23 protein-coding genes are annotated in these 22,653 nt (G+C 64.0%); 11 read left to right on the top strand and 12 right to left on the bottom strand.

The genetic code is table 11. The annotated features are described in order from the left end of the window. The 3 genes from FJ967_RS25405 to FJ967_RS25395 form a co-directional block, all read right to left on the bottom strand. Positions 1 to 944: TonB family protein (locus FJ967_RS25405; protein WP_140734933.1), on the bottom strand; the 944-nt coding region annotated here is incomplete at its 3' end. 140 nt (positions 945 to 1,084) lie between these two features. Next, the gene (locus FJ967_RS25400; protein WP_140734931.1) at positions 1,085 to 1,522 is read right to left on the bottom strand and encodes a hypothetical protein; all 438 of its coding nucleotides are present in this window, start codon (positions 1,520 to 1,522) and stop codon (positions 1,085 to 1,087) included. Positions 1,523 to 1,527: 5 nt separating this feature from the next. Continuing rightward, entirely contained in the window at positions 1,528 to 3,768 is a 2,241-nt protein-coding gene (locus FJ967_RS25395; RefSeq protein WP_140734929.1) for a TonB-dependent hemoglobin/transferrin/lactoferrin family receptor, read from the bottom strand. Between the two features lie 199 nt (positions 3,769 to 3,967). Between FJ967_RS25395 and hemP the strand changes: the two genes are divergently transcribed. The 5 genes from hemP to FJ967_RS25370 are packed head-to-tail and all read left to right on the top strand — an operon-like array spanning position 3,968 to position 8,083. Continuing rightward, a complete protein-coding gene (gene hemP / locus FJ967_RS25390; protein WP_027051401.1) occupies positions 3,968 to 4,174 on the top strand; it encodes a hemin uptake protein HemP in 207 nt (68 codons plus the stop codon). A gap of 22 nt (positions 4,175 to 4,196) precedes the next feature. Further along, on the top strand, positions 4,197 to 5,258 hold the full coding sequence (locus tag FJ967_RS25385) for a hemin-degrading factor (RefSeq protein ID WP_140734927.1): 1,062 nt from the start codon (positions 4,197 to 4,199) through the stop codon (positions 5,256 to 5,258). A 12-nt stretch (positions 5,259 to 5,270) separates the two neighbouring features. Further along, on the top strand, positions 5,271 to 6,179 hold the full coding sequence (locus FJ967_RS25380) for a hemin ABC transporter substrate-binding protein (RefSeq protein ID WP_140734925.1): 909 nt from the start codon (positions 5,271 to 5,273) through the stop codon (positions 6,177 to 6,179). 6 nt (positions 6,180 to 6,185) lie between these two features. Next, positions 6,186 to 7,286: an iron ABC transporter permease gene (locus FJ967_RS25375; protein WP_140734923.1), complete on the top strand. Its 1,101-nt coding sequence runs from the start codon at positions 6,186 to 6,188 to the stop codon at positions 7,284 to 7,286. A gap of 8 nt (positions 7,287 to 7,294) precedes the next feature. Beyond that, positions 7,295 to 8,083 carry a heme ABC transporter ATP-binding protein gene (locus tag FJ967_RS25370; RefSeq protein WP_140734921.1) on the top strand — a complete coding sequence of 263 codons (789 nt, stop codon included), beginning with the start codon at positions 7,295 to 7,297 and terminating at the stop codon, positions 8,081 to 8,083. A 39-nt stretch (positions 8,084 to 8,122) separates the two neighbouring features. On the opposite strand, the gene rirA is transcribed toward FJ967_RS25370, so the two are convergent. Beyond that, complete coding sequence (rirA, locus tag FJ967_RS25365; RefSeq protein ID WP_140734919.1) at positions 8,123 to 8,584, bottom strand: iron-responsive transcriptional regulator RirA; 462 nt, start codon at positions 8,582 to 8,584, stop codon at positions 8,123 to 8,125. Between the two features lie 271 nt (positions 8,585 to 8,855). Here rirA and FJ967_RS25360 point away from each other — a divergent pair, with 271 nt between their 5' ends. The 3 genes from FJ967_RS25360 to FJ967_RS25350 all read left to right on the top strand — a co-directional run bounded on the left by FJ967_RS25360 (position 8,856) and on the right by FJ967_RS25350 (position 11,432). Then, entirely contained in the window at positions 8,856 to 10,151 is a 1,296-nt protein-coding gene (locus tag FJ967_RS25360) for a DUF445 domain-containing protein (protein WP_140734917.1), read from the top strand. Positions 10,152 to 10,256: 105 nt separating this feature from the next. After that, positions 10,257 to 10,685, top strand: a complete 429-nt coding sequence (locus FJ967_RS25355; protein ID WP_140734915.1) for a phasin family protein — start codon at positions 10,257 to 10,259, stop codon at positions 10,683 to 10,685. A 249-nt stretch (positions 10,686 to 10,934) separates the two neighbouring features. Then, positions 10,935 to 11,432 (top strand): MaoC family dehydratase, encoded by a 498-nt coding sequence (locus tag FJ967_RS25350; RefSeq protein ID WP_140734913.1) that lies wholly within the window; start codon positions 10,935 to 10,937, stop codon positions 11,430 to 11,432. A 33-nt stretch (positions 11,433 to 11,465) separates the two neighbouring features. Here FJ967_RS25350 and cml read toward each other — a convergent pair whose 3' ends face one another. Both cml and FJ967_RS25340 read right to left on the bottom strand, forming a co-directional pair. Then, complete coding sequence (gene cml, locus FJ967_RS25345) at positions 11,466 to 12,683, bottom strand: CmlA/FloR family chloramphenicol efflux MFS transporter (protein WP_140734911.1); 1,218 nt, start codon at positions 12,681 to 12,683, stop codon at positions 11,466 to 11,468. Positions 12,684 to 12,931: 248 nt separating this feature from the next. After that, the gene (locus FJ967_RS25340) at positions 12,932 to 14,404 is read right to left on the bottom strand and encodes an MFS transporter (protein WP_140734909.1); all 1,473 of its coding nucleotides are present in this window, start codon (positions 14,402 to 14,404) and stop codon (positions 12,932 to 12,934) included. 129 nt (positions 14,405 to 14,533) lie between these two features. On the opposite strand from FJ967_RS25340, the gene FJ967_RS25335 reads away from it, so the two are divergent. Beyond that, positions 14,534 to 15,424 (top strand): LysR family transcriptional regulator, encoded by an 891-nt coding sequence (locus FJ967_RS25335; RefSeq protein ID WP_140734953.1) that lies wholly within the window; start codon positions 14,534 to 14,536, stop codon positions 15,422 to 15,424. 2 nt (positions 15,425 to 15,426) lie between these two features. Here FJ967_RS25335 and FJ967_RS25330 read toward each other — a convergent pair whose 3' ends face one another. Then, positions 15,427 to 16,830, bottom strand: a complete 1,404-nt coding sequence (locus FJ967_RS25330; RefSeq protein ID WP_140734907.1) for a PLP-dependent aminotransferase family protein — start codon at positions 16,828 to 16,830, stop codon at positions 15,427 to 15,429. Positions 16,831 to 16,936: 106 nt separating this feature from the next. Between FJ967_RS25330 and FJ967_RS25325 the strand changes: the two genes are divergently transcribed. Continuing rightward, entirely contained in the window at positions 16,937 to 17,827 is an 891-nt protein-coding gene (locus FJ967_RS25325) for a DMT family transporter (RefSeq protein WP_140734905.1), read from the top strand. A 3-nt stretch (positions 17,828 to 17,830) separates the two neighbouring features. On the opposite strand, the gene FJ967_RS25320 is transcribed toward FJ967_RS25325, so the two are convergent. After that, positions 17,831 to 18,874 carry a zinc-dependent alcohol dehydrogenase family protein gene (locus FJ967_RS25320; RefSeq protein ID WP_140734903.1) on the bottom strand — a complete coding sequence of 348 codons (1,044 nt, stop codon included), beginning with the start codon at positions 18,872 to 18,874 and terminating at the stop codon, positions 17,831 to 17,833. 118 nt (positions 18,875 to 18,992) lie between these two features. Next, the gene (locus tag FJ967_RS25315; protein WP_140734901.1) at positions 18,993 to 19,454 is read right to left on the bottom strand and encodes a helix-turn-helix domain-containing protein; all 462 of its coding nucleotides are present in this window, start codon (positions 19,452 to 19,454) and stop codon (positions 18,993 to 18,995) included. A 99-nt stretch (positions 19,455 to 19,553) separates the two neighbouring features. On the opposite strand from FJ967_RS25315, the gene FJ967_RS25310 reads away from it, so the two are divergent. After that, positions 19,554 to 20,801 (top strand): MFS transporter, encoded by a 1,248-nt coding sequence (locus FJ967_RS25310; RefSeq protein ID WP_140734899.1) that lies wholly within the window; start codon positions 19,554 to 19,556, stop codon positions 20,799 to 20,801. Here the strand turns inward: FJ967_RS25310 and FJ967_RS25305 are convergent, their stop codons facing one another. From FJ967_RS25305 to FJ967_RS25295, 3 genes are read right to left on the bottom strand one after another with little or no spacing between them, the layout of a single operon-like run. After that, entirely contained in the window at positions 20,802 to 21,272 is a 471-nt protein-coding gene (locus FJ967_RS25305) for a DUF4262 domain-containing protein (RefSeq protein ID WP_140734897.1), read from the bottom strand. Beyond that, on the bottom strand, positions 21,262 to 21,912 hold the full coding sequence (gene maiA / locus FJ967_RS25300; RefSeq protein ID WP_140734895.1) for a maleylacetoacetate isomerase: 651 nt from the start codon (positions 21,910 to 21,912) through the stop codon (positions 21,262 to 21,264). The genes FJ967_RS25305 and maiA overlap by 11 nt, the downstream gene beginning before the upstream one ends. A gap of 4 nt (positions 21,913 to 21,916) precedes the next feature. Beyond that, positions 21,917 to 22,612, bottom strand: a complete 696-nt coding sequence (locus FJ967_RS25295; RefSeq protein ID WP_140734893.1) for a fumarylacetoacetate hydrolase family protein — start codon at positions 22,610 to 22,612, stop codon at positions 21,917 to 21,919. Positions 22,613 to 22,653 lie beyond the last annotated feature (41 nt).

Here is a 22,653-nt window from a genome sequence, read left to right as displayed (position 1 = left end):
GGCGGGAAGGGCGCAGCCTTGCGCACGATGCCGAGCACGACCTGATCGAAGTTTGGCGATCCGGAGCTTTGCAGGATGCGCAGGTCGTCGATGCCGCCACGGCTGCCGATGACGAATGTCACCACGGCATTGTTGAGCGCGGTGAGCTGCACCGCTGGAGGCACGGCACGATTGACCCGGCTGAGCTTGCGGATGACGTCGCCGCGATAGCTGTCCTCCGTGGCGCTGCCCACCTCTTTTTGCTTTTTGCCCTTGCTTGCGGTCTGCGCGGAGCGGATCTGGCCGTCGGCCGTGCCGCGCTTGTCGTCCGCTTCGCTTGCCGCGGCGGCTGGCGGGCTTGGCCTGGGGCTGGGCACAGGAGGTTGCGCGATGGCAGCGACTGTCTCGGGGGTTTCGGGTTGAACCTCCGGCTGTGCCGGCTCTTCGCTTTTTGCCGCAATGCTCTGATTGTCATCGCGAGGGGCATCGGTCACCAGTATATCGGGCGTCGACGAGGCCTGGCTCGCTGGCTTGGGTGACGGTGGCGTGGCCGCTTCCCGGACAGGTTGAGACGGCTCGACCGATTTCTCGGGCGGGATCGCGGCCTGGCGGGCCGGTGGTGGTTGGGGCGATGGAGCTAGACGAGCCGGTGCCGGTTTGGCCGGTTGCGGGTTGGGCACCAGTGTGACGTTCATCGCCTGCGGTTCGCGATCCAGCGCGCTGCCCGCCACCTTGTCGCCGGCCTGGTCGCTGCCTTGCGACTGCGCCGTATCCGGCAAGTCGGAAGCGCCTTTGGGCAGCGAGATCAGTAAAGCCGCCGCCACGCCGGCGTGAAGCAGGCAGGACACAACGATCGCCGCCGGCCATCTGCCTTTGCCTGCGGGCGGTGGCGTCAGGCCGATCGGTTCGGCTGGCGCTATCGCCAGATCGCTGCTGGCGTCGATGAGGGGGCTGGGTTCCTGCATGTCGCGGGGCGGAAATTGCAGCGGCCAGTGGAAGCTTGTCAAATCAAGATCAACCGCCCCGGACGGCGACAACGAGGCGCCCCACGGCGCGTGGGCCCCGGCGTTATTCAGGAATGCGGGATGAACGCCCACCGCCGCCCTCAGACGCCGAAGGCGATGCCGGTCTTGGTGTCGGTCTTCAGCCTGCGCATGCAGGCCGCTGGTTCGACGCCGGAGCCGGCGCATTCGGTCGCGCTGTTGATCAACACGCGGCTGACCTTGGCGCAGTCGGTGCCGGCGAGGTCAAACCGCGTCACCTTGGTCTTGCCGGACGGCAGGTCCTTGAAGTCGAGCACGGTCAGCCGGTCGACGACGCCGGCCTCGTTGAAGAGGGCGATCTCGAATGCCGCCTTGGTCAGGTCGGCGCCGAGGTTATTGTTGACCAGGAAGGTCAGCCGGCAGCCCTTGTCGGAAGGCTGCGCGGCATTGAGTTCGAGGGTCAGGACCGGCGCGGACTGTTCAGCCCACGCCGGAACCGTCGCAAGCGACATCGCAAGCGTCGAGGTCAGCAGACGAAGGGATGTCGTCAAGCTCGTCATGGTCATCAGCCTCCGAATCGCATTGTTGCCGCCAGCTTCAGCGTGATGCCGGGCTCGTAGGCCGCGAAGACCGGCTGCGACGGCTGGCCGGCCGTGGTGACGTTGAGCGGGTTGGCATATTTGACGTCGAACAGATTGTCGGCGCGGAAATCGATCTTCAGATTGTCTGTCGCTTGGTAGCTGGCGAAGGCATTGACCAGCGTGTAGTCGTCGGCGATCGGATTGCCCTTCGGCTTGACGTTGTACTGCACTTCGCCACCGACGGTCAGCTTGTCCTCGAGGAAACGCAGGCCGAGCTGGGCGGTGACCTGCGAGGAGGGGATGGTGGCGAGGTCGGCCTGCACGCCTTTGTAGGAAATGGTGTGGCCGTTGGTGATCGAGGCCGACAGGCCGGCATAACCCCACCCGGCGTCATACACGCCTTCCAGCTCAAAGCCGTCGATCTTGGCCTTGGCGAAATTCTGATACTGGGAGCAGATCGGGATGCCGGGTCCGAACGGACAGCCGCTGCCAGGAACGAATGGCGATAGCGTCACGGAATCGATGTAGTCGTCGACATCGTTGTTGAAATACGCCGCCTTGAGGCGCAGCGCGTCACCCGGCTCGAGAATGTCGTTCTGCTTGTAGTTGACGCCGAATTCCGTCGTCTTCCCGATCTCGGGCCGCAGATTTGGATTGGGCAGGAACGGGAAGGTCACGCCAGCCGGATGCATGCCACTGATCAGCGTCTCCGTCAGCGATGGCGACCGATATCCCTCGGCATAGGTGCCGTAGAATTGCAGCCCGTCGAGACCGGCGCTTTCGAAGGGCGATACACCAACCGTGATGCGCGGCGACAGCCGGTCGCCCGAGGTGTCGTGGGTGCTGTCCTTCAGGCTGTAATTGTCGTAGCGCAGCCCGGCGATGACTTCGAGCCAATCCCAGGTGAGCTTGTCCTGGACATAGGCGCCGGACACGTTGCGCTTGCCCGAGGGCGTGTAGAAGCTGTCGCCACCGGCGGAGCCGCCAGTTTCGACATTGTCTGCGACCCAATCGCCGCCATAGGTCAGTTCGTGCGCTATGCCGGCGGTCTCGAACCTGGATGTGTTCCAGATGTCGATGCTGGCCGTGCCGATATCGAAGGTCGAGGTCGATCCCGCCGGCAAAAGCGCGGGCAGGCCGGTGACCGGACTGAATCTGTTTTGCGGGATCAGGCTGGTGAGATCGAGATTGGTCTTGTTGTAGGACGTGTTGATATGGAGGTCGAGCCAGCTCTTGTCCTCGTCCGTGATGTTGTAGCGCGCGGTGAACGTATTCGACTTCAGGTCGACGTCATTGGTCGGAACGCCGCCGCTGATGTGATTGTTGAGCGGAACACCGCCGCTGATCTCGGTCCAGCCGTCGCTCGAGCCGACCCAGCCGAGCTTCAACTCGCTATTCTCTGTCGGCCGGATCGAGGTCTTGAGCATGCCGCTCAGGACGTCGAAGCCGGTGCCTGCGACGGTGTCGCCGCCACCTTCCTTGTAGTCGTCATAGTCGCGGTAGACGATGTTGCCGAGCACATCCCAGTTTTCGTTGATTTTGTAGGCACCCGTGGCGCTGGTGGTCCAACCCTTGCCGTTGCTTTCATAGCGCCCGGTTACCGAAGCGCCCCAGGTCTCGTCCGGCTTGAGGAAGTCGGCGGCGTCCTTGGTGTCGAAGAAGACGACGCCGCCGATCGCGCCCGAGCCGTATGTGTTGGCGACGGGGCCACGGATCACGTCGACGGATTTGACGAGCTCCGGATCGATGTAGAAGGTCGATTGCGTGCCGTGGTCGGAGCGCTGGAAATCCTGTCGCGCGCCGTCAACGATCACGGCGACGCGGCCGAAATCCTGCAGGCCGCGGATGTTGATGCTGGTGCTGACGCGCCGGGCGTCGGCCTGCGCGGCGACACCGGGCACGCCCAGCAGCATCTCGTTCGGCGTCGTTGCCATGCGGCGATCGAGCTGTTCCTGGTCGAGATGACTTGCCGAGGAAAGTGACTGGATCGCGGTCTCGCCGGTACGGCTGAGCACAAGGATCTTGTCGAGCAGGGTTGCGCCGGCGGGGGCTGCTTTTTCCTGCTCGGCTTTCGCGGTCTGATCCGTCTGCTGGCTCGCCGGCTGCGTTGCCTGCTGGGCGAAAGCCGAAGGCGCCGACAGTGCGATCGCCGCCACGCTTGCCCACAAAGCCGCCGCACCGTTCGCCGCCGATCGGCCGCGCCGTTCCCAAATCATCAACCCCATGCCCCAACTCCAAAGTCCATGTTCGATGCTGGCTGGCCCGGGGCTGGCTGGCATTTTTGATCGTATCCGGCGTCTTAAATGTTGACTCATTTAATCCGGTATTGCACTGACTAATAAACATGATTATTCAAGTCAAGAAATGAATCGGCAATCACGCAACGCCTAGCCAGATGCCCGGCACAGGAAGGGATCGACCCAGATGAACACCCACAATCCCAACGATTTTCGCTATCGCGTCCGCCGTTCCGATGACGCCTCCGCGCGCTTCGATCGGATTCCGTTGGCGGTGCGAACGCTGTCCAGCAACACGCTCTTCCAGGGCGAGCACGAGATCGGCATCGAGCATCATGGTGCTCTCTACCGGCTCAAGATCACCCGGCAGGGCAAGCTCATTCTCAACAAGTAAGACAAGGCAACAGGGGTAAGACATGGATCAGCGCGTAAAACCCGCCCCACATGAAATCCGGCGGGCACGGACGGAAAATCCGAAAACGCGCGAGCGTGACCTGGCAGGCCAGCTCGGCATTTCGGAAGCCGAACTGGTCGCCGCGCATTGCGGCGATGGCGTGGTGCGTGTCGAACCCCGCGTCAACGATCTTTTGACAGGACTGGAAGCGGTCGGCGAGGTGATGGCGCTGACCCGCAACGAGAGCGCCGTGCACGAAAAGATCGGCGTCTACGACAAGGTCGTTACCGGCAACCACAATGCGATGGTGCTGGGCGAAAACATCGACCTGCGCATTTTTCCGAAAGTCTGGGCGCATGGTTTTGCCGTCGAGAAGCGCGACGGCGACGACATCCGCCGCAGCCTGCAGTTCTTCGATACGGCCGGCGAGGCGGTGCACAAGGTGCATCTGCGCCCGGCCTCCAGCCTCTATGCCTACCAGAAGCTGGTCGCTTCGCTGGAATCATCGAACCAGGAGCCTACGATCGACATTTCAGGATCGGTTCCCGATGGGGAAAGCGAGACCGCCTCATCGACCGCGATCCTGGACGATCTGCGCGACCGCTGGAGCCGGCTGACGGACGTACACCAGTTCTTCGGCATGCTGAAGACTTTGAAGCTCAGCCGCCGCCAGGCGGTGCGCATGGTCGGCCAGGACTATGCGTGGCTGCTCGACAATGACGCGGTGCGCGCCATGTTCCATCACGCCGCCGAAGGCGAGATGCCGATCATGTGCTTCGTGGGCAATCGCGGCTGCATCCAGATCCATTCCGGTCCGGTCAAATCGATCAAGCCGATGGGGCCGTGGATCAACGTGCTCGACGAGACCTTCCATCTGCATCTGCGCACCGATCACATCCATGAAGTCTGGGCAGTGCGCAAGCCTACCAAGGACGGTCATGTCACCTCGCTCGAAGTCTATGCCGCCAATGGCGAGATGATCATCCAGTTCTTCGGCAAGCGCCACGAAGGCGAAAGCGAGCGCGACGACTGGCGCTTCCTGGCCGAGCACCTGCCGCGCATTCCAAGCCCGACGGCAGCCTGAGGAAAGAACCCCATGCGTTTTGTTGCGAGACTGTCCGCTTTGCGCGGATCGATGATCGGTTCTGCAATCGGTCTTTCCCTGACGTTTGCCGCATTGCAATCGGCTGGCGCCACCGAAGGAATTTCGGTCTTCGCCGACCCTTCGAAGGTCGTTGCCATTGGCGGGTCCATCACCGAGATCGTCTATGCGCTTGGTGAGGAAAAACGCCTTGCGGCGCGCGACTCCACCAGCCGGTATCCGAAAGCGGCACTTGACCTGCCCGATGTCGGCTATATGCGCCAGCTGTCGCCGGAAGGTGTGCTGTCAGTCAATCCGTCAGGCATATTGGCACTGCACGGCAGCGGCCCCAGGGAAGCGCTCGACGTGCTGAAGAAGAGCAGCGTGCCGTTCGTCGAGGTGCCCGACCGCTACGATCATGACGGTATTCTCGAAAAAATCCGCATCGTCGGCAAAGTTCTGGGCGTTGACGCCAAGGCCGAAGCGCTGGCTGCCCAGGTCGATGCCAGATTGAAGGCAGCCGAAAAGCAGACGGCCTCGATCGAGGAGCGCAAGCGGGTTCTTTTCGTGCTCTCGATGCAGGGCGGCAAAGTCCTCGCGGCCGGTAGCGATACCGCGGCCAACGGCATGATCAGGCTGGCCGGCGGCCTGAACGCCGTCGAAGGCTTTTCGGGCTACAAGCAACTGTCCGAGGAAGCGATCGTGACGGCCAGGCCCGACGTCATCATGGTGATGAACAATGCCGGCCCGCCGATCTCGGATGACGAGCTGTTTTCGAACGCGTCGATAGGTTCGACGCCGGCTGGCCTCGCCCGCAAGCTTATCCGCATGGACGGCAGTTATCTGCTCGGTTTCGGGCCGCGAACGGCTGATGCCATCCACGACCTGGCTGTTTCGCTTTATGGCGCCCAGGTCACGGACTGAACCGGCATGGCCGACCAATCCATTGCCGGGCCGGCCGGCGTGATGATGGCCGGCGAGGGCGATCGCTCCGGACGCGCCCGTCTCGTTATCGGCCTGTCCTGTGTCGTGCTTGCGCTGGCGGTGTTCCTGTCGCTGACGTCGGGGGCCTCGGATGCTTCCGCCGTCAAGGTCGTCGGCGACTGGCTGTCTGGCGCCGCACCGGTCGATGCGGCGCTGGATGCACGCGACCGTCTCATCGTCTATGATATCCGCTTGCCGCGTGTGGTGCTTGGCATGTTGATCGGCGCGGCCCTGGCGGTCTCCGGCGCGGTCATGCAGGGGCTGTTCCGCAATCCGTTGGCCGACCCCGGCCTTATCGGCGTTTCGGCAGGCGCCAGTCTCGGGGCCGTGTCGGTGATCGTGCTCGGCGCCTCGGTGCTTCTGCCCGTCACCGCCCTGTTCGGCACGTTTGCGCTGCCGCTGGCCGCTTTTTGCGGCGGGCTGACGGTCACGCTGCTGCTCTACACCGTTGCCACCCGGCAGGGCCGTACATCGGTCGCCACCATGCTGCTCGCCGGCCTCGCCATGGCCGCGCTTGCCATGGCGCTGACCGGCATCCTGATCTTCATGGCCGACGACCGGCAGTTGCGCGATCTGACCTTCTGGCAGCTTGGTTCGCTGGCCGGCGCGACATGGCAGAAGATCGGCTCCGTCGGCCCGATCATCGTGCTTTCGCTGGCGGCCATGCCGTTTCTCGCGCGCGGCCTCAATGCGCTGGCCCTGGGCGAAGCGACCGCCGGCCATCTCGGCATCCCAGTGCAACGGCTGAAATACACGGCCATTGTCGGTGTCTCGGCCGCCGTCGGCGCGTCTGTCGCGGTCAGTGGCGGCATCGGTTTCGTGGGCATCGTGGTGCCGCATCTGCTGCGCCTGCTGATCGGGCCCGACAATCGCTATTTGCTGCCAGCCTCCGCGCTTCTCGGCGCCTCGCTGCTGCTGCTTGCCGATGCGGTCGCCCGCACCATCGTGGCACCCGCCGAACTGCCGATCGGCATCGTCACGGCAATCGCCGGCGCGCCGTTCTTCCTGTGGATCCTGCTGCGCAAGCGCGGCATCGTCGATTTGTGAGATGTGCGATGATCGAGGCAAGAGACGTTTCGGTTGATATCGGCGGCAAGCGTATCGTCGGCGGTGTCGATTTCGACGCGCGGCCTGGCGAAATCGCGGCCATCGTCGGCCCCAATGGTTCGGGCAAGACGACCTTCCTCAAGGCGCTGTCAGGAGAGCTCGCCTATACGGGAACCGTCACTCTCAATGGCCGCAACCTCTCGGCGATGAAGCCGGTGGAGGTTGCCGTGCAACGCGCCGTGCTGCCGCAGGCAACGACGCTGTCGTTTCCGTTCACGGTCCGCGAAGTCGTCAAGCTCGGCCTTGTCGGCGGCCGCTCCGGCGCCCTGCCGGGCGAGGATGCGCGGCTGCCAGAGCGTGCGCTGGCACGCGTCGACCTCGATGGTTTTGCCGGGCGTTTCTACCAGGAGCTTTCCGGCGGCGAGCAGCAGCGCGTCCAGCTTGCGCGCGTTCTGTGCCAGGTCTGGGCACCGGTGCTCGACGGCAGGCCGCGTTATCTCTTCCTCGATGAACCGGTGTCCAGCCTCGATATCAAGCACCAGCTTATCATCATGAACATCGCCCGCGACTTCGCCAGGAGAGGCGGAGGCGTGGTCGCGATCCTGCACGACCTCAATCTGACGGCCATGTACGCCGACCGGATTTTCGTAATGCATCGCGGCCGCTTGGCCGCGACCGGATCGCCGCGGGAGGTGCTGAGCGACGATTTGATCGAGAAGGTGTTCGATTGCCGGCTCAAGGTCGGCGTGCTGCCGACCGGCAATACGCCATTCGTGTTGCCGCAGTCCGCCGCCTGAATCTACGGGTTTCTGGTCCGATATCGCCGGGAAAAAGGCTCAGGCGGCCGGCGCGCGGCGTTCCAGCAGGTCGATGCCAAGCAGGTTGCGGACATTGGGCCGTGCCGCGACGAGATCGGCGATGGTGTAGCGGGCAAGCACGGCGAAGAAGGCGTTGAGTGCTTCGCGCAGCGCCGAGTTCAAGGCGCAGCTGTCGACCAGCGGGCATTCGGCGGCATCGTTCTCGAAGCACTCCGCCATCGCGAAGCTTTCCTCTGTCACGCGCACGACGTCGAACAAGCTGATCGCTTCGGCGGCACGGCCGAGCCGTACTCCGCCATTCCTGCCACGCACCGTCTCGACCAGGCCGTTTTCGACCAGCGGCTGCAGGATCTTGAACAGAAACAGTTCCGATACGGAATAAGCGGCCGCGATCTCCGGTATACGGCTCAACCGATCATTGTTGGCGGCGCAATACATCAGGATGCGCATGGCATAGTTGGTTTGGCGGGTAAGCCGCATTTCATCCTCACAAAGCGCTGGCGCGGTGCGACCATGCCAGAGTCTAGAACTTTGCTGGCGTGGCTTTATCCGGATTTCGGATTCGGCACGCTGGCCTGAGCCGAATATGGCCTATACCTTGGAATAATTCCAGACTAGCTTGGTATTATAGCTGAATATTCTCGTCAACTTTATGTGCGCCGCCAGGCGAAGCGCACAGCGAATCCGATGTCACGGGCATTCCGGCCGTCGAAACACTAAATAGGCTGAGATCGACGAGGAGCGGCCATCCATGGATCAATCGGCCCATAGCCAGGCGCCAGCGCGTTTGGATGCAGACGCCGGCGCCAAGCTTTCCGCGCTGCGGCGGACAAAGTTCGTCGCCACGGCGGCACTGGCGCTGTGCGTGCTGGTCTTTGCCTTGGCCAAATCCTTCCAGAGCAGCTATCCGTGGCTCGGTTTCGTCGCTGCCTTTGCCGAAGCGGCAACCATCGGCGGCCTTGCCGACTGGTACGCGGTGGTGGCGCTGTTCAAGCGGCCGCTCGGGCTGCCGATCCCCCACACCGCCATCATCCCGGAAAACCAGGACCGCATCGCCGACAATCTCGGCCGTTTCATCGAGGTCAATTTCCTGGCGCCGGAACCGGTGCGTGAAAAACTTGCCGAGGTCGATTTTTCGGCGCTCGTCGCGGACTGGCTCGCCGATGCCGAGCGGGCGGCGGGCCTGTCGCGCTTCGTCGTGCGGCTGGTGCCGCAGACGCTTGCGGCGGTCGAGCAATCGGGCCTGCGCGGCTTCGTCACCAGCCGCATGCTCGAGCAGATCGAAAAAGTGCCGCTGGCGCCGCTCGCGGCCGAACTCCTGTCGGCGCTCACCGACGACCGTCGCCACCAGAAGCTGTTCGACGAGTTCATCAAGGTGATCGGCCGCTTCCTCAATGACGAGCAGGCGCTGGCAACCATGCGCGACAAGATCCGCGAGGAACTGCCGTCCTTGTTCAACCTATTCCGTGCCGATGCCTATCTCCTGAAGAAGATCGTCGCCTCCGCGGGCTCCCTGCTGGACGAGGTGCGGGCCGATCCGGATCACCCGATGCGGGCCGAGTTCGACCGTTTCGCGCAAGGTTTCGTCGAGCGGCTGCGGTCCTCGAAGCAGTATGCCAAGCGCGCGGAAAAGATGAAGCGCGATTTCCTCGCCAGGCCCGAGGTCAGGGCGCTGGCCGGCGACATGTGGGAGAGCCTCAGCCTGTTCATCGAACAGGATGCCAAGGCGCCGAACTCGCTGATCCGGGAACATCTTGCCAACATGTTCGTCGAGGTCGGCCGGCATCTGGCCGGCGATCCGCAGATCCGGGCCGACATGAACCAGGGATTCGTGGTGGCGCTGGCGTCCTTCGTGGAAAGCCAGAAAAGCGGCGTGTCGAAATTCATCGCGGATCAGGTCAAGCGCTGGGACCTTGCCCAGTTGACGCGGCTGATCGAGATGAACATCGGCAGGGACCTGCAATATATCCGTTTCAACGGCATGATCATCGGCGGGCTGGCCGGCATCGTCCTCTATACGATCGAGCTGCTGCTCCCGGTCAATTGATCGGTGTCGATCGCCGGGCTTGCGTTCGAAATGGACACGACACGTTCGAATGCTATTCTCCCGCTGAGGGCGTCCGCCAGTGCGGCAGAAGGGGAGAAGACAATCATGGCCAGACAACCGGAATCCGATTCCTTCATGGATATGTTCGGCAGATTCGGGCGCGACCTGAAGGTGCCCAATGTCGATGTCGAGGCGATCCTGGCGCATCACCGCAAGAATCTCGAGGCCCTTGAGAAATCCGCGCGGGCCGGCGCCGCCGGGGCTTCCTCGCTGTTGTCGAGGCAACGCGAAATGCTGCAGGATACGCTGCGCGAGATCGCCGAGATGGCGCAGAGCTACCGTGCTCCGGGCAATCCGCAGGAACTGATGGCAAAACAGACGGAATTTGCCAGGAAATCCTTCGAGGCCGCGCTCAAGAACGCCGGTGAAGTGGCTGAACTGGCGAGGAAATCGGGCACCGAATCGATCGATATCCTGCGCGCGCGCATCAAGGAGGCGATGGAAGAGGTCCGCTCCGGCTACGAAAAGAAATAGGCTGTTGGTGCTCTTGTTCTGTCTTCCGGCGGACACCCGCTCGCCATTCCGCAATCATGCGCATGGTTGTTGCATTAGCGTCACGCTATAAGCCCCGCGCGGCCCTGGCAGCCCCGAAAAACCGGATTCGGGCAGCAGTCGCGTGGTAAGGCAGGGTGCGAATGCGCCGGAACGGATTTGCGCAGAACGAATTGACAGAGACCGCCGGTTCGTGGTCCGGAAGCCTTGGAAGCGATCGGGAAAGCAGGAATGACGGAAGTACGGCCTAAAACGCCGCCAACCTACGAGCAGTTGAGAACGATGTCCGGACAGGAGCTGGGCATCTCGGAATGGACCACGGTCGACCAGAACCGTATCAACCAGTTCGCCGAATGCACCGGCGACCATCAATGGATACATGTCGATCCTGAACGAGCGCGGCGGCAAAGCCCGTTCCGCACCACGATCGCGCATGGCTATCTGACGCTGTCGATCATCGGCGCGCTGGCCCTCGAAATGGGGATCGTGCCCGAAAACACGCAGGCCGCCTTCAACTATGGGTTCGACAAGGTGCGGTTCCTGGCGCCGGTCAAGGTCGGCGCGCGCATCCGCCTGCGCACGACGCTGCTTTCCATGGAAGATAAAGGCCCGGGCCAATATCTGATGAAGGCCGCCAACACGGTCGAGATCGAGGGCGAGGAAAAGCCGGCGCTGATGGCTGAAACGCTGGTCATGCTTTACGAGCGGCGCAAACGTGCAGGGGCCTGACCGGCGCACCGCCAGGCCCCTTGGTCGTTTCCTTCAGCGGTCGTTGTCCGGCCTTGCCTGTCGGCTCCGCAAAAGCGTGAGTGAAAGCAGCGTTGCCGGCGCGAAAACAGCGGCATAGCAGGCCAGGGGCCAGACCGTGTCGCCGCCGAGCAGGAGCACGAAAAACGTTCCGGCGATGCCGACGATCAGGCTCTGGACGCAGAAATAGAGCGCCACTGCCGTGCCGGCGGCATCGCCGAAGGTTTCGAGCGCGCCATTGGCGGTCACCGATCCGGTAAAGACGATGCCCACGGCCATCACCCACATGGGCAGGACGAAGGTCGTAAAGGAGGGGGCGGCAAAGATCTGGCCGAGTGCCAGCATCGCCGCACCGACAAGCAACATCGCCATGCCGCGGGCGAGACTGCCGGCGACACCCCAGCGGGCGATGAACGATCTGGCAAATCGCGTGGTTGCGATCATCACCAGCGCCGCCGTTGCGAAGGCGATGCTGAAGCCGATCTGCGAGAAGCCGGCGCGATCGATGAGCACCCGGGGCGCTGTCGAAAAGAACACGAAGAACGTGCCCATCGCCGTGGCGAAGCCGAGCGTGTAGGTCCAGAAGGCGAAGCTGCCCAGGATCGTGCCGAACGCAGGACGCGCAGCAGAGCCCGTGGGCGGGCGCGTTTCATGCCATCGCAGCCATGCGTTGAACGTGGCCGCTACGGCCAGGATGGCGAGCGCGACGAAGATCGCGCGCCAGCCGAAACCTTTGGCGATCAGCGCGCCGGCTACCGGCCCCAGGGCAGGCACGAAAGCCAGCATGCCGCTGAACAGCCCGTAGATGACCGTACCCTGCGGTCGTCCGGCATAGACATCCCGGACGGTCGCGAAGGTTGCGACGAGAACAGCGGACGCGCCCATGGCCTGGACGACGCGCAGCGCGACGAAGGGTGTCGCGAGCGACGTGACGGCGAGCAGGATGGACGCGCCCGCGAACAGCAGTCCGCCGCCGATCAGGACCGGGCGTCTGCCGATCCGGTCGGAGACCGGACCGAACACGACCTGGCCGAGGCCAAGTGTGACCATGTAGAGGCTGAGCGTCAGCTGGATGATGGCTGGCGATGTGCCGAGAGCCTCCGGCATCTCCGGAACCACCGGCAAATAGATGTCCATGGCCAGCGAGGCGAGGATATCGAAAGGCGCCATCAGCAGGAGCGCCGAAGGCAAGGAATAGGCCCATGTCGAGGAGGGGCGTTTTGGGAAGGGCATGATTGAGCATCCGCACAAATGGTGAGATTTGGCGGCGATCTGCCGTTTTCATGGATGGTCTGATTTGACGGGGCAGAAGGCCGCAACAACGAGGTGTTGTCGCGGCTTACTTGTCTGCTGACTTGGTGGTTCCCATACTGCCGCCCCGAAGTTGAGATCGCGGAAAATGCGTTCGCGGGTCGGTCAGTACCAGCCTCGCAGGGGTTCGGCAACCTTTCGGGCCGACGCCGCAGCTTCGCCGCCGCCGATCACCGGCCGCTTCGGATCTCCGTGACCTTGGCCTCCGCACGGCTGACAGCGCGGAGCGACATCAGCGCCAGCAGCAGCGCGCACAACCCCAGGGCCGTCGCCGTCTGGAAGGTGACCTGCATGCCTCGGGCGGCCGAAGCCGCACTCAGAACGCCCTGGTCCGGTCCTTGCGGTCCGCCGGCGGCAACAGCGAATATGGCGCCCATCAGCGATGCGCCGGTGATGAGGCCGAGATTGCGCGACAGGTTGAGCAGGCCTGAAACCACGCCACGTTCATTTGCACTGACACCCGCCATGACGGCCGCGTTGTTGGAGGTCTGAAACAGGGCGTAGCCGAAGCAGGTGACGGTGATTGGAACGACATAGCTGGCAATGCCGAGACCGGTCAGGGCAAGCGACAGCAGGAATGTTCCCGCGGCGAGGATCGCCAGGCCGGCGGCCATCATCCTGACCGTTCCGAAGCGGTCTGTCAGCCGGCCAGCCAGCAGCGCCGACAGCGTCGAGACGAGCGGCCCGGTCGACAGCACCATGCCAACCAGCGTGGCATCCAGTCCGAGCCCGCGCGACAGGTAGAATGGAGCAACCACCAGGGTTGCCATCATCACAGTGGCGACGATCAAGCTCATGGCGAGGCCGGCACCCAGTCGCGGGCCGCGTAAGCTGGCGGGGCGGATGAGGGGTGCCTCGGCTTTCGCCTGTGCGATGGCGAACACGATGACGCCCATCCCGGCCGCGACCAGCAGGCCCAGATTGAGCATGCCGAAATTGCCCTTGCCAAGCGTCAACGCCAGGGCATAGGCACCGAGCGTGAGGGCGAGCAGGGCGGTGCCGATCACGTCAAATCTGCCTCGACCGGTTTCCGTTGTCCGGCTCCGCGCCGGCAAGGCACGCCAGGCGAGAGCGAAGGTCACGAGGCCGAGCGGGACATTGACGAGAAAGATCGCCCGCCAGCCAAGGCCGGCGATCAACAGACCCCCGAGCGAAGGCCCCAGTGTTGTGCCGATCGCGGACATGGCGCCGAGCAGCCCCATGGCGCTGCCGGTTCGTTCCTTGCTCACGGTTTCCGCGACGAAGGCCAGCGTCAGCGCCATCATCAGCGCGGCACCAAGCCCCTGGACGGCGCGCGCCGCGATCAGCAACCAGAGTGTCGGCGCCATGCCGCAAACCACCGATGCCAGGGTGAACAGCGCGATGCCACCAAGCAGCAAGGGCCGGCGCCCGAACATGTCGGCCAGCCGCCCGGCGCCGACGATCAGCGTGGTGATGGCGAGCAGATAGGCGAGAATCACCCATTGCACCGCCTGAAACGATGAATCGAAAGCCTGCATCAGGGATGGCAGGCCGACACTGGCGATGCTGGTTCCCAATGACGACAGCAGCGTGGCGAGCGACAGGCTGGCCAATGCCAGTCCGGCGGACCGGATGTGTTGGGGTGCCGATGTGAATTCCCGATCTTGCTCTGCGACTGCCAAGGCGATCTCCTTTCCGTCTGCTCCGGTGCTGGAGCTGTCGGAGATCTAGTCTCGTGGCTGATGCGGCGGAAGGCGCAGCATTTGCATCTTATTCATGCATCAAACGCCATGTCATGTTATGGTCGTCCCATGACATCCCCAGATCTCAATTTGCTGATTGCCCTCGATATCCTGCTTGCCGAAGGCAGCGTCGCGCGCGCCGCGCAACGTCTGCGTCTCAGCCCCTCGGCGATGAGCCGGACGCTGGCGCGGCTGCGCGAGGCGACAGGCGATCCTCTTTTGGTGCGCGCCGGGCGTGGTCTGGTGGCCACGCCGCGCGCGGAGGAACTTCGGCGACAGGTCGGCAGCGTCGTCCAGGACGCGGAAGGGCTCCTGCGCCCCGTCGAGTTGCTTGACCCCGGCAGGCTGGACCGGATTTTCACATTGCGCACCAACGAAAGCTTCGTCGAGGAGTTCGGGCCTCGCCTTGTCACCCGCGTCGAGGCCGATGCGCCAGGGGTGCGGCTGCGTTTTGCCGCGAAGTCCGACAAGGATGTGATGTCGCTGCGCGAGGCCGCGATCGACCTCGAAATCGGCGTTGCCGGCGAGACCGGACCCGAAGTTCGCATCCAGGCGCTGTTTCGTGATCGCTTCATCGGCGCCGTTCGATCAGGCCATCCTTTGAGCGAGGCGTTGATGACGCCCGAGCGCTATGCTGCGGGGCGCCACATAAGCGTCTCGCGGCGCGGTCGCGAGAAGGGGCCGATCGATGAGGCCCTGCGCGAGTTTGGCTTGCAGCGGAAGGTCGTGTGCATGGTCTCTGGTTTCTCGGCGGCACTCGCCATGGCGCGCGCCTCGGATCTGATCGCCAGCGTGCCCGAGCGCCATACGGCGGGAGCGCGCGCGGGGATGCACAGTTTCGCGCTGCCGGTCGCTACCCAGGAGGTGACGATCTCCATGCTCTGGCATCCGCGTCTCGACGCCGACCCGGCGCAGCGCTGGCTGCGCGAGTGCGTGCGTGCGGTCTGCGCCAGCCGCTGAGATCAGCACGCCATGGCGGTTTCCAGCACCTTGAAAATCCGCTTGTCTTCGCATTGGGCGACGTTGAAGCGCAGGAAACGGCTGGCCGTTCCGGACAGGCTGAACGCATTCCCGGGCGCCAGCACAACATTGTCGGTAAGCGCCCGGCGCGCGACTTGGGCTGCATCCACCCCATCGGGAAGTCTGCACCACAGGAACAGGCCGGCCGGCTGATCGATCCATGGCGTGATGCCGATCGCTTTCAGCCGGATGCCGGTCTCGGCCATAGCGCGCGCCAGCTTGGCGCGCAGCAAATCCATGTGCTTGCGGTAGCTGCCGTCCTTCAGCAGGGTCAGCACCAACTCGGCCGCCAGCCGTCCGCCGCCGAAAGTGGTGGCGATCTTGAGGTCGGTCAGGCCCTCGATCCAGTCGACGGGTGCTGCAATGAAGCCGCAGCGCACCGAGGCCGACAGCGTCTTTGAGAAACTGCCGATCTGGACGACGCGGCTGAGGCCATCGAAGGCCGCCAGTCTCGGGGCAGGGGTGTGCTCGAAATCGGCGAAGATGTCGTCCTCAACAATGGTCAGGTCCGACTGGTCGGCGAGCTTGAGCAAGCGGTGCGCGATGACCGGCGACAGGATCGCGCCGGTCGGGTTGTGGATGGCGGAGTTGGTGATGTAGAGGCGCGGCCGGTGCTCGGCGAGCGCCTGCGCGAACAGCTCGATATCGGGCCCCGACGGCGTGTAGGGCACGCTAACGACCTTGGCGCGGTGGGCGCGCAGCAGGGCGTGAAAATTGAAGTAGCAGGGGTCGTCGACCAGCACCGTGTCGCCGGGTTCGATTAGGAACCGGCATAAGAGGTCGATGGCCTGCGTGCCTGATTCCGTAAGCATGACTTGTTCGGGCGAGACCTCAATGCCGTGCCCGGCCATGCGCCGCGCCAGCAGTTGCCGCAACGGCGGCAGGCCGAGCGGCGTGCCGTAATCGGCCAGCGCGACATCGTCGGCGCGCGCCACCGTACGCAGCGTGCGGCGTAAGCCGGCCTGCGGCATCCACGAGGCTGGAAGCCAGCCGCAGCCGGGCTTCAGGGTCTCGTCGCTGGCGTCCAGCGACTGGCGCGAGACCCAGAGCGGGTCGACGGCACGGTCAAGCCGGGGACCGATCTCGGCCAGCGACAGCGGCGCCAGTGCGCCGGCGGCGTAGAAGCCCGAGCCCGGTCGGGAGCGGATCGTGCCTTCGGCGGCGAGCCGCTCATAGGCTTCGACGACGGTGGATTTGGACACCTGCATGGATTGGGCGAAGGCGCGGATCGACGGCAGCCGCGCTCCCGGTGTCAGGCTGCGCGCGGCAATCCGTTGGCGGATGGTGGCCATGACGCCTTCGACGAGGGTTCCGCCACTGTCGAGCTTCGCAGGCAGTTCGTCCATCTGTACCGTCCAGAAAGCCATTACAGTTTTGTCGAATTGTACTGCATTGTCTCTGGTGGCGCCATAGTCGCAGGCCCGATAGAGGGCGAAACGAACGGAGCCTGCGATGGACAAGACGGCGAGCGGCTGGGTGAACGGATTCTTGGGCGTCCTGATCTTCTCAGGCTCGTTGCCGGCCACACGTGTGGCGGTGATGGATCTCGATCCGACATTCGTGACATCGGCCCGCGCGGTCATAGCCGGCCTGCTTGGTCTCACGCTCCTGCTGGCGTTCGGTGAGAAGCGTCCGGCGCGTCATGATATCTTGTCGCTCGTCATCGTCGCGCTGGGCGTTGTGGTCGGCTTTCCCTTGCTGACGGCATTGGCGCTCAAACATGTCACCGCGGCCCACTCCATCATCTTCGTTGGCCTGCTGCCGCTGGCGACAGCCATTTTCGGCGTGCTGCGTGGCGGCGAAAGACCGAGGCCGGCCTTCTGGCTGTTCTCATGCCTGGGCAGCGCGCTGGTGGCGGGTTTCGCGCTCGCGCAAGGCGTGACGGCCTCGCCGGTCGGCGATGGGCTGATGCTCGCGGCCATCATCGTCTGCGGCCTGGGCTACGCCGAGGGTGCCGCACTGTCGCGCAGGCTCGGCGGCTGGCAAGTGATCTGCTGGGCGCTGGTGCTGTCGCTGCCGGTCATGCTGGTGCTGACCCTTGTCACCTTGCCGCCCTCCTTCGGCACGGTAGGGGCCAGCGCCTGGATCGGCCTTGCCTATGTCTCGCTGTTCAGCATGCTGATCGGCTTCGTCTTCTGGTATCGCGGCCTGGCCCAGGGCGGCATCGCGGCGGTCGGGCAATTGCAGTTGCTGCAGCCGTTTTTCGGGCTCGCATTGGCGGCGACGCTGCTGCATGAGCAGGTCAGCCCGCTGATGGTCGTCGTTACGCTGGGCGTGGTGGCATGCGTGTTCGGCGCGAAGAAATTCGCCAAGCGCGATTTGCCGAGGCGTGCCGCCGCTTAGCGGTTACTGGAACTTCGTCACCACGCCGATGCCGATGCCCTCGAAGCCGCCCATCGCCATCAAGGCCGCGGGCGCCTCGTCGAGGCCGATCTTCCTGCCGACCAGCAATTCGGGCTTGAGCTTGCCGGTGCGGATCATTTCCATCATCGCCTGGTAGCGGAAGGCCTGCATGCCGTGGCTGCCGAGGATCTCGAGTTCGAAGGCGATCACCTTGCTCATGGGTACGGCGGCCCTGGCATGGTCGCCGAGCATCAGTCCGACCTGAACATGGCGGCCGCGCCGGCGCAGGTTGGAAATCGAGTTGAAACAAGTGGTCGGATGGCCGAGCGCGTCCATGGACATATGCGCGCCGCCATTCGTGATCTGCTTGACGGCCTTCACCACATTCGGCGTGGTCGAGGCGTTGACGGTCGCAACCGCACCGATCTTCCTGGCAAACTCAAGCTTTTCGTCGGTAAGGTCGATGGCAACGACATTGGCTCCCATCGCGCTGGCGATCATGATGGCTGACAGGCCGACGCCGCCGCAGCCATGAACGGCGACCCATTCTCCCGGTCTCACCCGTCCCTGGTCGACGATGGCCCTGAAGGAGGTGACGAAACGGCAGCCAAGGCTGGCGGCCGTGGCAAACTCCATCTCCTCGGGCAGGCGCACGAGATTGGTGTCGGCAAAATCGATCGCGACATATTCGGCGAAGGAGCCCCAGGCGGTGAAGCCGGGCTGGAACTGATGCTCGCAGACCTGATGATTGCCCGATGTGCATTCGAAGCAGTGGCCGCAGCCGCCGACGAAGGGGACGGTGACGCGATCGCCGGCCTTCCAGTTGGTGACGCGCTTGCCTGCTGCCACCACGACACCCGCCAACTCGTGCCCCGGCACATGCGGCAGGCTGATATCGTCGTCGTGGCCCATCCAGCCATGCCAGTCGCTGCGGCATAGCCCTGTCGCCTCGACCTTGATGACGACGCCATCGGCGGCCGGTTTGGGATCGGGGACGGTCTGGATCGTCGGCGCTTCGCCGAATTTCTCGAAGACGACGGCTTTCATCGGTCACTCCACCCTTGAGACGGCACGCATCACCGGAAACGATTACCCGATTCCCTGGCCGGTCAAGCGGAAATCGATTCCGCCAGGGCTGGCGGTTTCCCGGCATGGAGCAGCGCGGTCAGCTGTTTTCCTTGGTGCGGAAATCGGCGAGCCTCGTATCGCCGGGGGCAAGAAGACGGCCGTCTTCGGCGTGAACCTCGAGCCGCCCGATCGGCCTGCCGCTCTGCGTGTCGACCATGAAGGTGTAGGGCTCGCCCGGGCCTGAGAAATAGGTCTCGCCCCATTGCCGCATGGCGACCAGCACATAGAACAGGCCGCGTCCTTTCTGCGTCAGCACATATTCGTGATGCGCGCTGCCATCGGGCGCCGGAACGGTCTCGAGGATGCCGTGCGTAACCAGATTGCGCAGGCGCGCCGATAGGATGTTCTTGGCGACGCCGAGGCTCTTCTGAAACTCGCTGAAACGCCGCAAGCCGTCGAAGGCGTCGCGTACGATAAGCAGCGACCACCAGTCGCCGATCGCATCGAGCGGCCGGGCTATGAGGCAGTCCGCACTCTGATGGCTCGTTCGTTTCACCATGGCAATCGTTGGTCCAGATCCATCATCTTGGTTGCAAGATAAAACTGTTCCGTCTATCCAGCAAGAGGTTTCAAGTTGAAACCTTTTATGGAGAGCGACATGAATCTGCAGGTGGTGAACGGCGCAACGGCAAGCGCGGAGCGGTTCGGTGAGCCGCCGCAGGTCGTGCCGGCGTCACCACCGGGACTGCCGGGAATGACCGCACTGGTCTTCGCCATTGCCTGTGGCTTGAGCGTTGCCAACGTCTATTTCGCCCATCCGCTGCTCGACGCCATGGCGCATGATTTCGCCATCGCGCCGGCCTCGGTCGGCATCGTGGTGACGGTCACGCAGATCGGCTATGCGCTCGGCCTGTTCTTCATCGTGCCGCTGGGCGACCTGTTCGACCGCCGCAAGCTGATCGCCGGGCAAGCGATCCTTTCCGCCGTGGCGCTGATCGTGGTCGGGGTCGCGCCGAACGCCGCGATGCTGCTGGCCAGCCTGGCGATTGTCGGGCTGCTCGCCGTGGTGGTGCAGGTGCTGGTGGCCTACGCCGCCGACCTCGCTCTGCCGTCCGAGCGGGGGCGGGCGGTCGGCACTGTCACCAGCGGGGTCATAACCGGCATCCTGCTTGCCCGCTTCGTCGCCGGCGTCGTCGCCGATCTCGCCGGCTGGCGCTGGGTCTATCTTGTCTCGGCGGCGCTGACGCTCCTCATGGCGGTGACTCTGTATCTCATCCTGCCGCGCCACGACGAGGCGGAGCGGCCCCGCACCCCCTATCCGCGCCTGCTCGGTTCGGTGGTGCAGTTGTTCGTGCAGGAGCCGCTGCTGCGCGTGCGCGCGGTGCTCGCCATGCTGATCTTCGCCAGCTTCAACGTGCTGTGGGCGCCGCTGGTGCTGCCGCTGAGCGCCGCGCCATTTTCGCTCTCGCACACCGAAATCGGACTGTTCGGCCTTGCCGGCGTCGTCGGCGCGCTGGGCGCGCGCTGGACAGGCGGCCTCGTCGATCGTGGGCGCGGCCAGCAGGTCACCGGCCTCGGCCTGCTTCTGATGATCGCGGCCTGGCTGCCGATCGCCTTCATGGGCCAATCGCTGTGGCTGCTTGTCGCCGGCATCGTCATGCTGGACCTCGCGATCCAGGCCGTCCATGTCACCAACCAGAGCCTGATTTTTTCGCGGCGGCCGGATGCGCGCAGTCGCCTGGTCGGCGGCTACATGATCTTCTATTCGCTCGGCAGCGCGCTCGGCTCCATTGCCTCGACCATGATTTTTGGCGCCTGGGGCTGGAGCGGTGTTTGCATGCTTGGCGGCGGTGTCGCTCTGGCGGCGCTGGTGTTCTGGGCGGCGACGCTAAGGCTAGGGCACTAGTTAGGGCGGGGTATCAAGCAACGGTTGCCGTTTGCGAACCCATTCGTCAGCTTCGGCATCCCACGGCCAAACCCCGGAAGTTGTTGGAAAAATTAGCTGCATAATCCGGAAATCCGAGCCGTCGTAGAACCAGATATCCCAACCGAAATGTTCAGGATAGTGGTCTGGATGGACCGAGCCGAACTGACAGTCGAAGCCGCCTCCCAAGAACCCTGACGCCCGCTCTGCGACGCTGAACCTCTCGCCGCTGCGTACTCGTCGGCAATACTCGTTGATGATGGTCTGCGAAAGTTCCGGCTTGAGTCCGACGACGACCAGTTCAGGGACTTTGAAATTGTGTTCTATCCCCACCGAGTACGCGAATGGCGGATGCTCGTCCTCCTCCAGCACATAGAGGATATGACAGCCGTACTCTTCGATATCGGCGAGCGTCTTGGCTTCCTCGGGATCTTTGGCTTCTCTACTCGGCATCGATCTGGTTCTGTGGAGCGGCTTTCTGGAAGGCCGGCAGCGCCATGCAGGCGGCGTTGATGCGGGTGATCGTCGGGTAGGGCGTCAGGTCGACGCCGAAGCGGGCATTGCTGGCGATCTGCGCGGCGAGGCAGATGTCGGCGAGCCCAGGCGTCTCGCCATGGCAGAATGTTCCGGTCTGCGGCGACGATGCCAGGATCTTTTCAAGCGGCTGAAAACCTTCGTTCACCCAATGGCGGAACCAGTTGGTGATGTCCTGGTCGCTGGCGCCGAACAAAGTGCGCAGCGAGGTCAGCACGCGCAGATTGTTCACCGGGTGGATGTCGCAGGCGATCATCTGCGCCAGCATTCGCACGCGCGCCCGGCCAAGGGCGTCCTTCGGCAGCAGCGGCGGTTCGGGATGGATCTCGTCGAGATATTCGATGATCGCCAGCGACTGCGTCAACAGCGTGCCGCCGTCGAGCACCAAGGCCGGCACCAGCCCTTGCGGATTGACCGCGAGATAGGCGGGTTCCAGATGCTCGCCATGGCGCAGATGATGGGGGACGTAGTCATAGCTCAGCCCCTTCATCTCCAGCGCGATCCGCGCCCGGTAGGAGGTGGAGGAACGATAGTAATTATGCAGGACGAGGTCGCTCATGAACTCACTTCGGTTGGCCGATGGTCACTTCGATCGTGCCGATGCCGTCGACACCGCCCGACATCGTCTCGCCCGGCCTGACCGCGCCGACACCTGCCGGCGTGCCGGTGAAGATCAGGTCGCCGGCCTGCAATTCCACGCCCTCGCTACAGATCGAGATGATGTCCGGTAGCGACCAGATCAGTTCGGCGAGGTCGGCATCCTGTTTCACCGCGCCGTCGACGGCAAGCCAGATGCGCCCCTTCGCCGGGTGCCCGGATTTCTGCGCGGCAATCAGCGGGCCGCAAGGTGCTGAACGGTCGAAGGCCTTCGACCAGTCCCAGGGCCTGGCCGCTTTCTTGGCGGCGTCCTGCAAATCGCGGCGGGTGAGGTCGATGCCGACGCCATAGCCCCAGACATGGTCCAGCGCCTCGTCGCGGGAAATACGAAAGCCCGGTGTACCGATCGCGACAACCAGCTCGATCTCGAAGTGGAGGTTTTCGGTCAGCGGCGGGTAGGGGATCACGGCACCGGAATCGACCACGGCATCGGCCGGCTTGGTGAAGAAGAAGGGCGGATCACGCTCGTCATTGCCGAACTCGCGCGCATGCGCCGCATAGTTGCGGCCGACGCAGAAAATGCGCCGCACTGCAAAGCGTTCGCTCGAACCCGCAATGGCGAGAGAAGGCGTTGGCGGGACAGGAAGGACGAAGGCGGTCATGGCGGTCTCTGCGTTTGATGCTGGCGGCACATTCGGCTGAT

It is taken from the genome of Mesorhizobium sp. B2-3-4, assembly GCF_006442315.1.
Classification (GTDB): Bacteria; Pseudomonadota; Alphaproteobacteria; order Rhizobiales; family Rhizobiaceae; genus Mesorhizobium.
The sequence above is the reverse complement of the archived record's forward strand: the minus strand, read 5'-3'. Positions and strand labels throughout refer to the sequence as shown.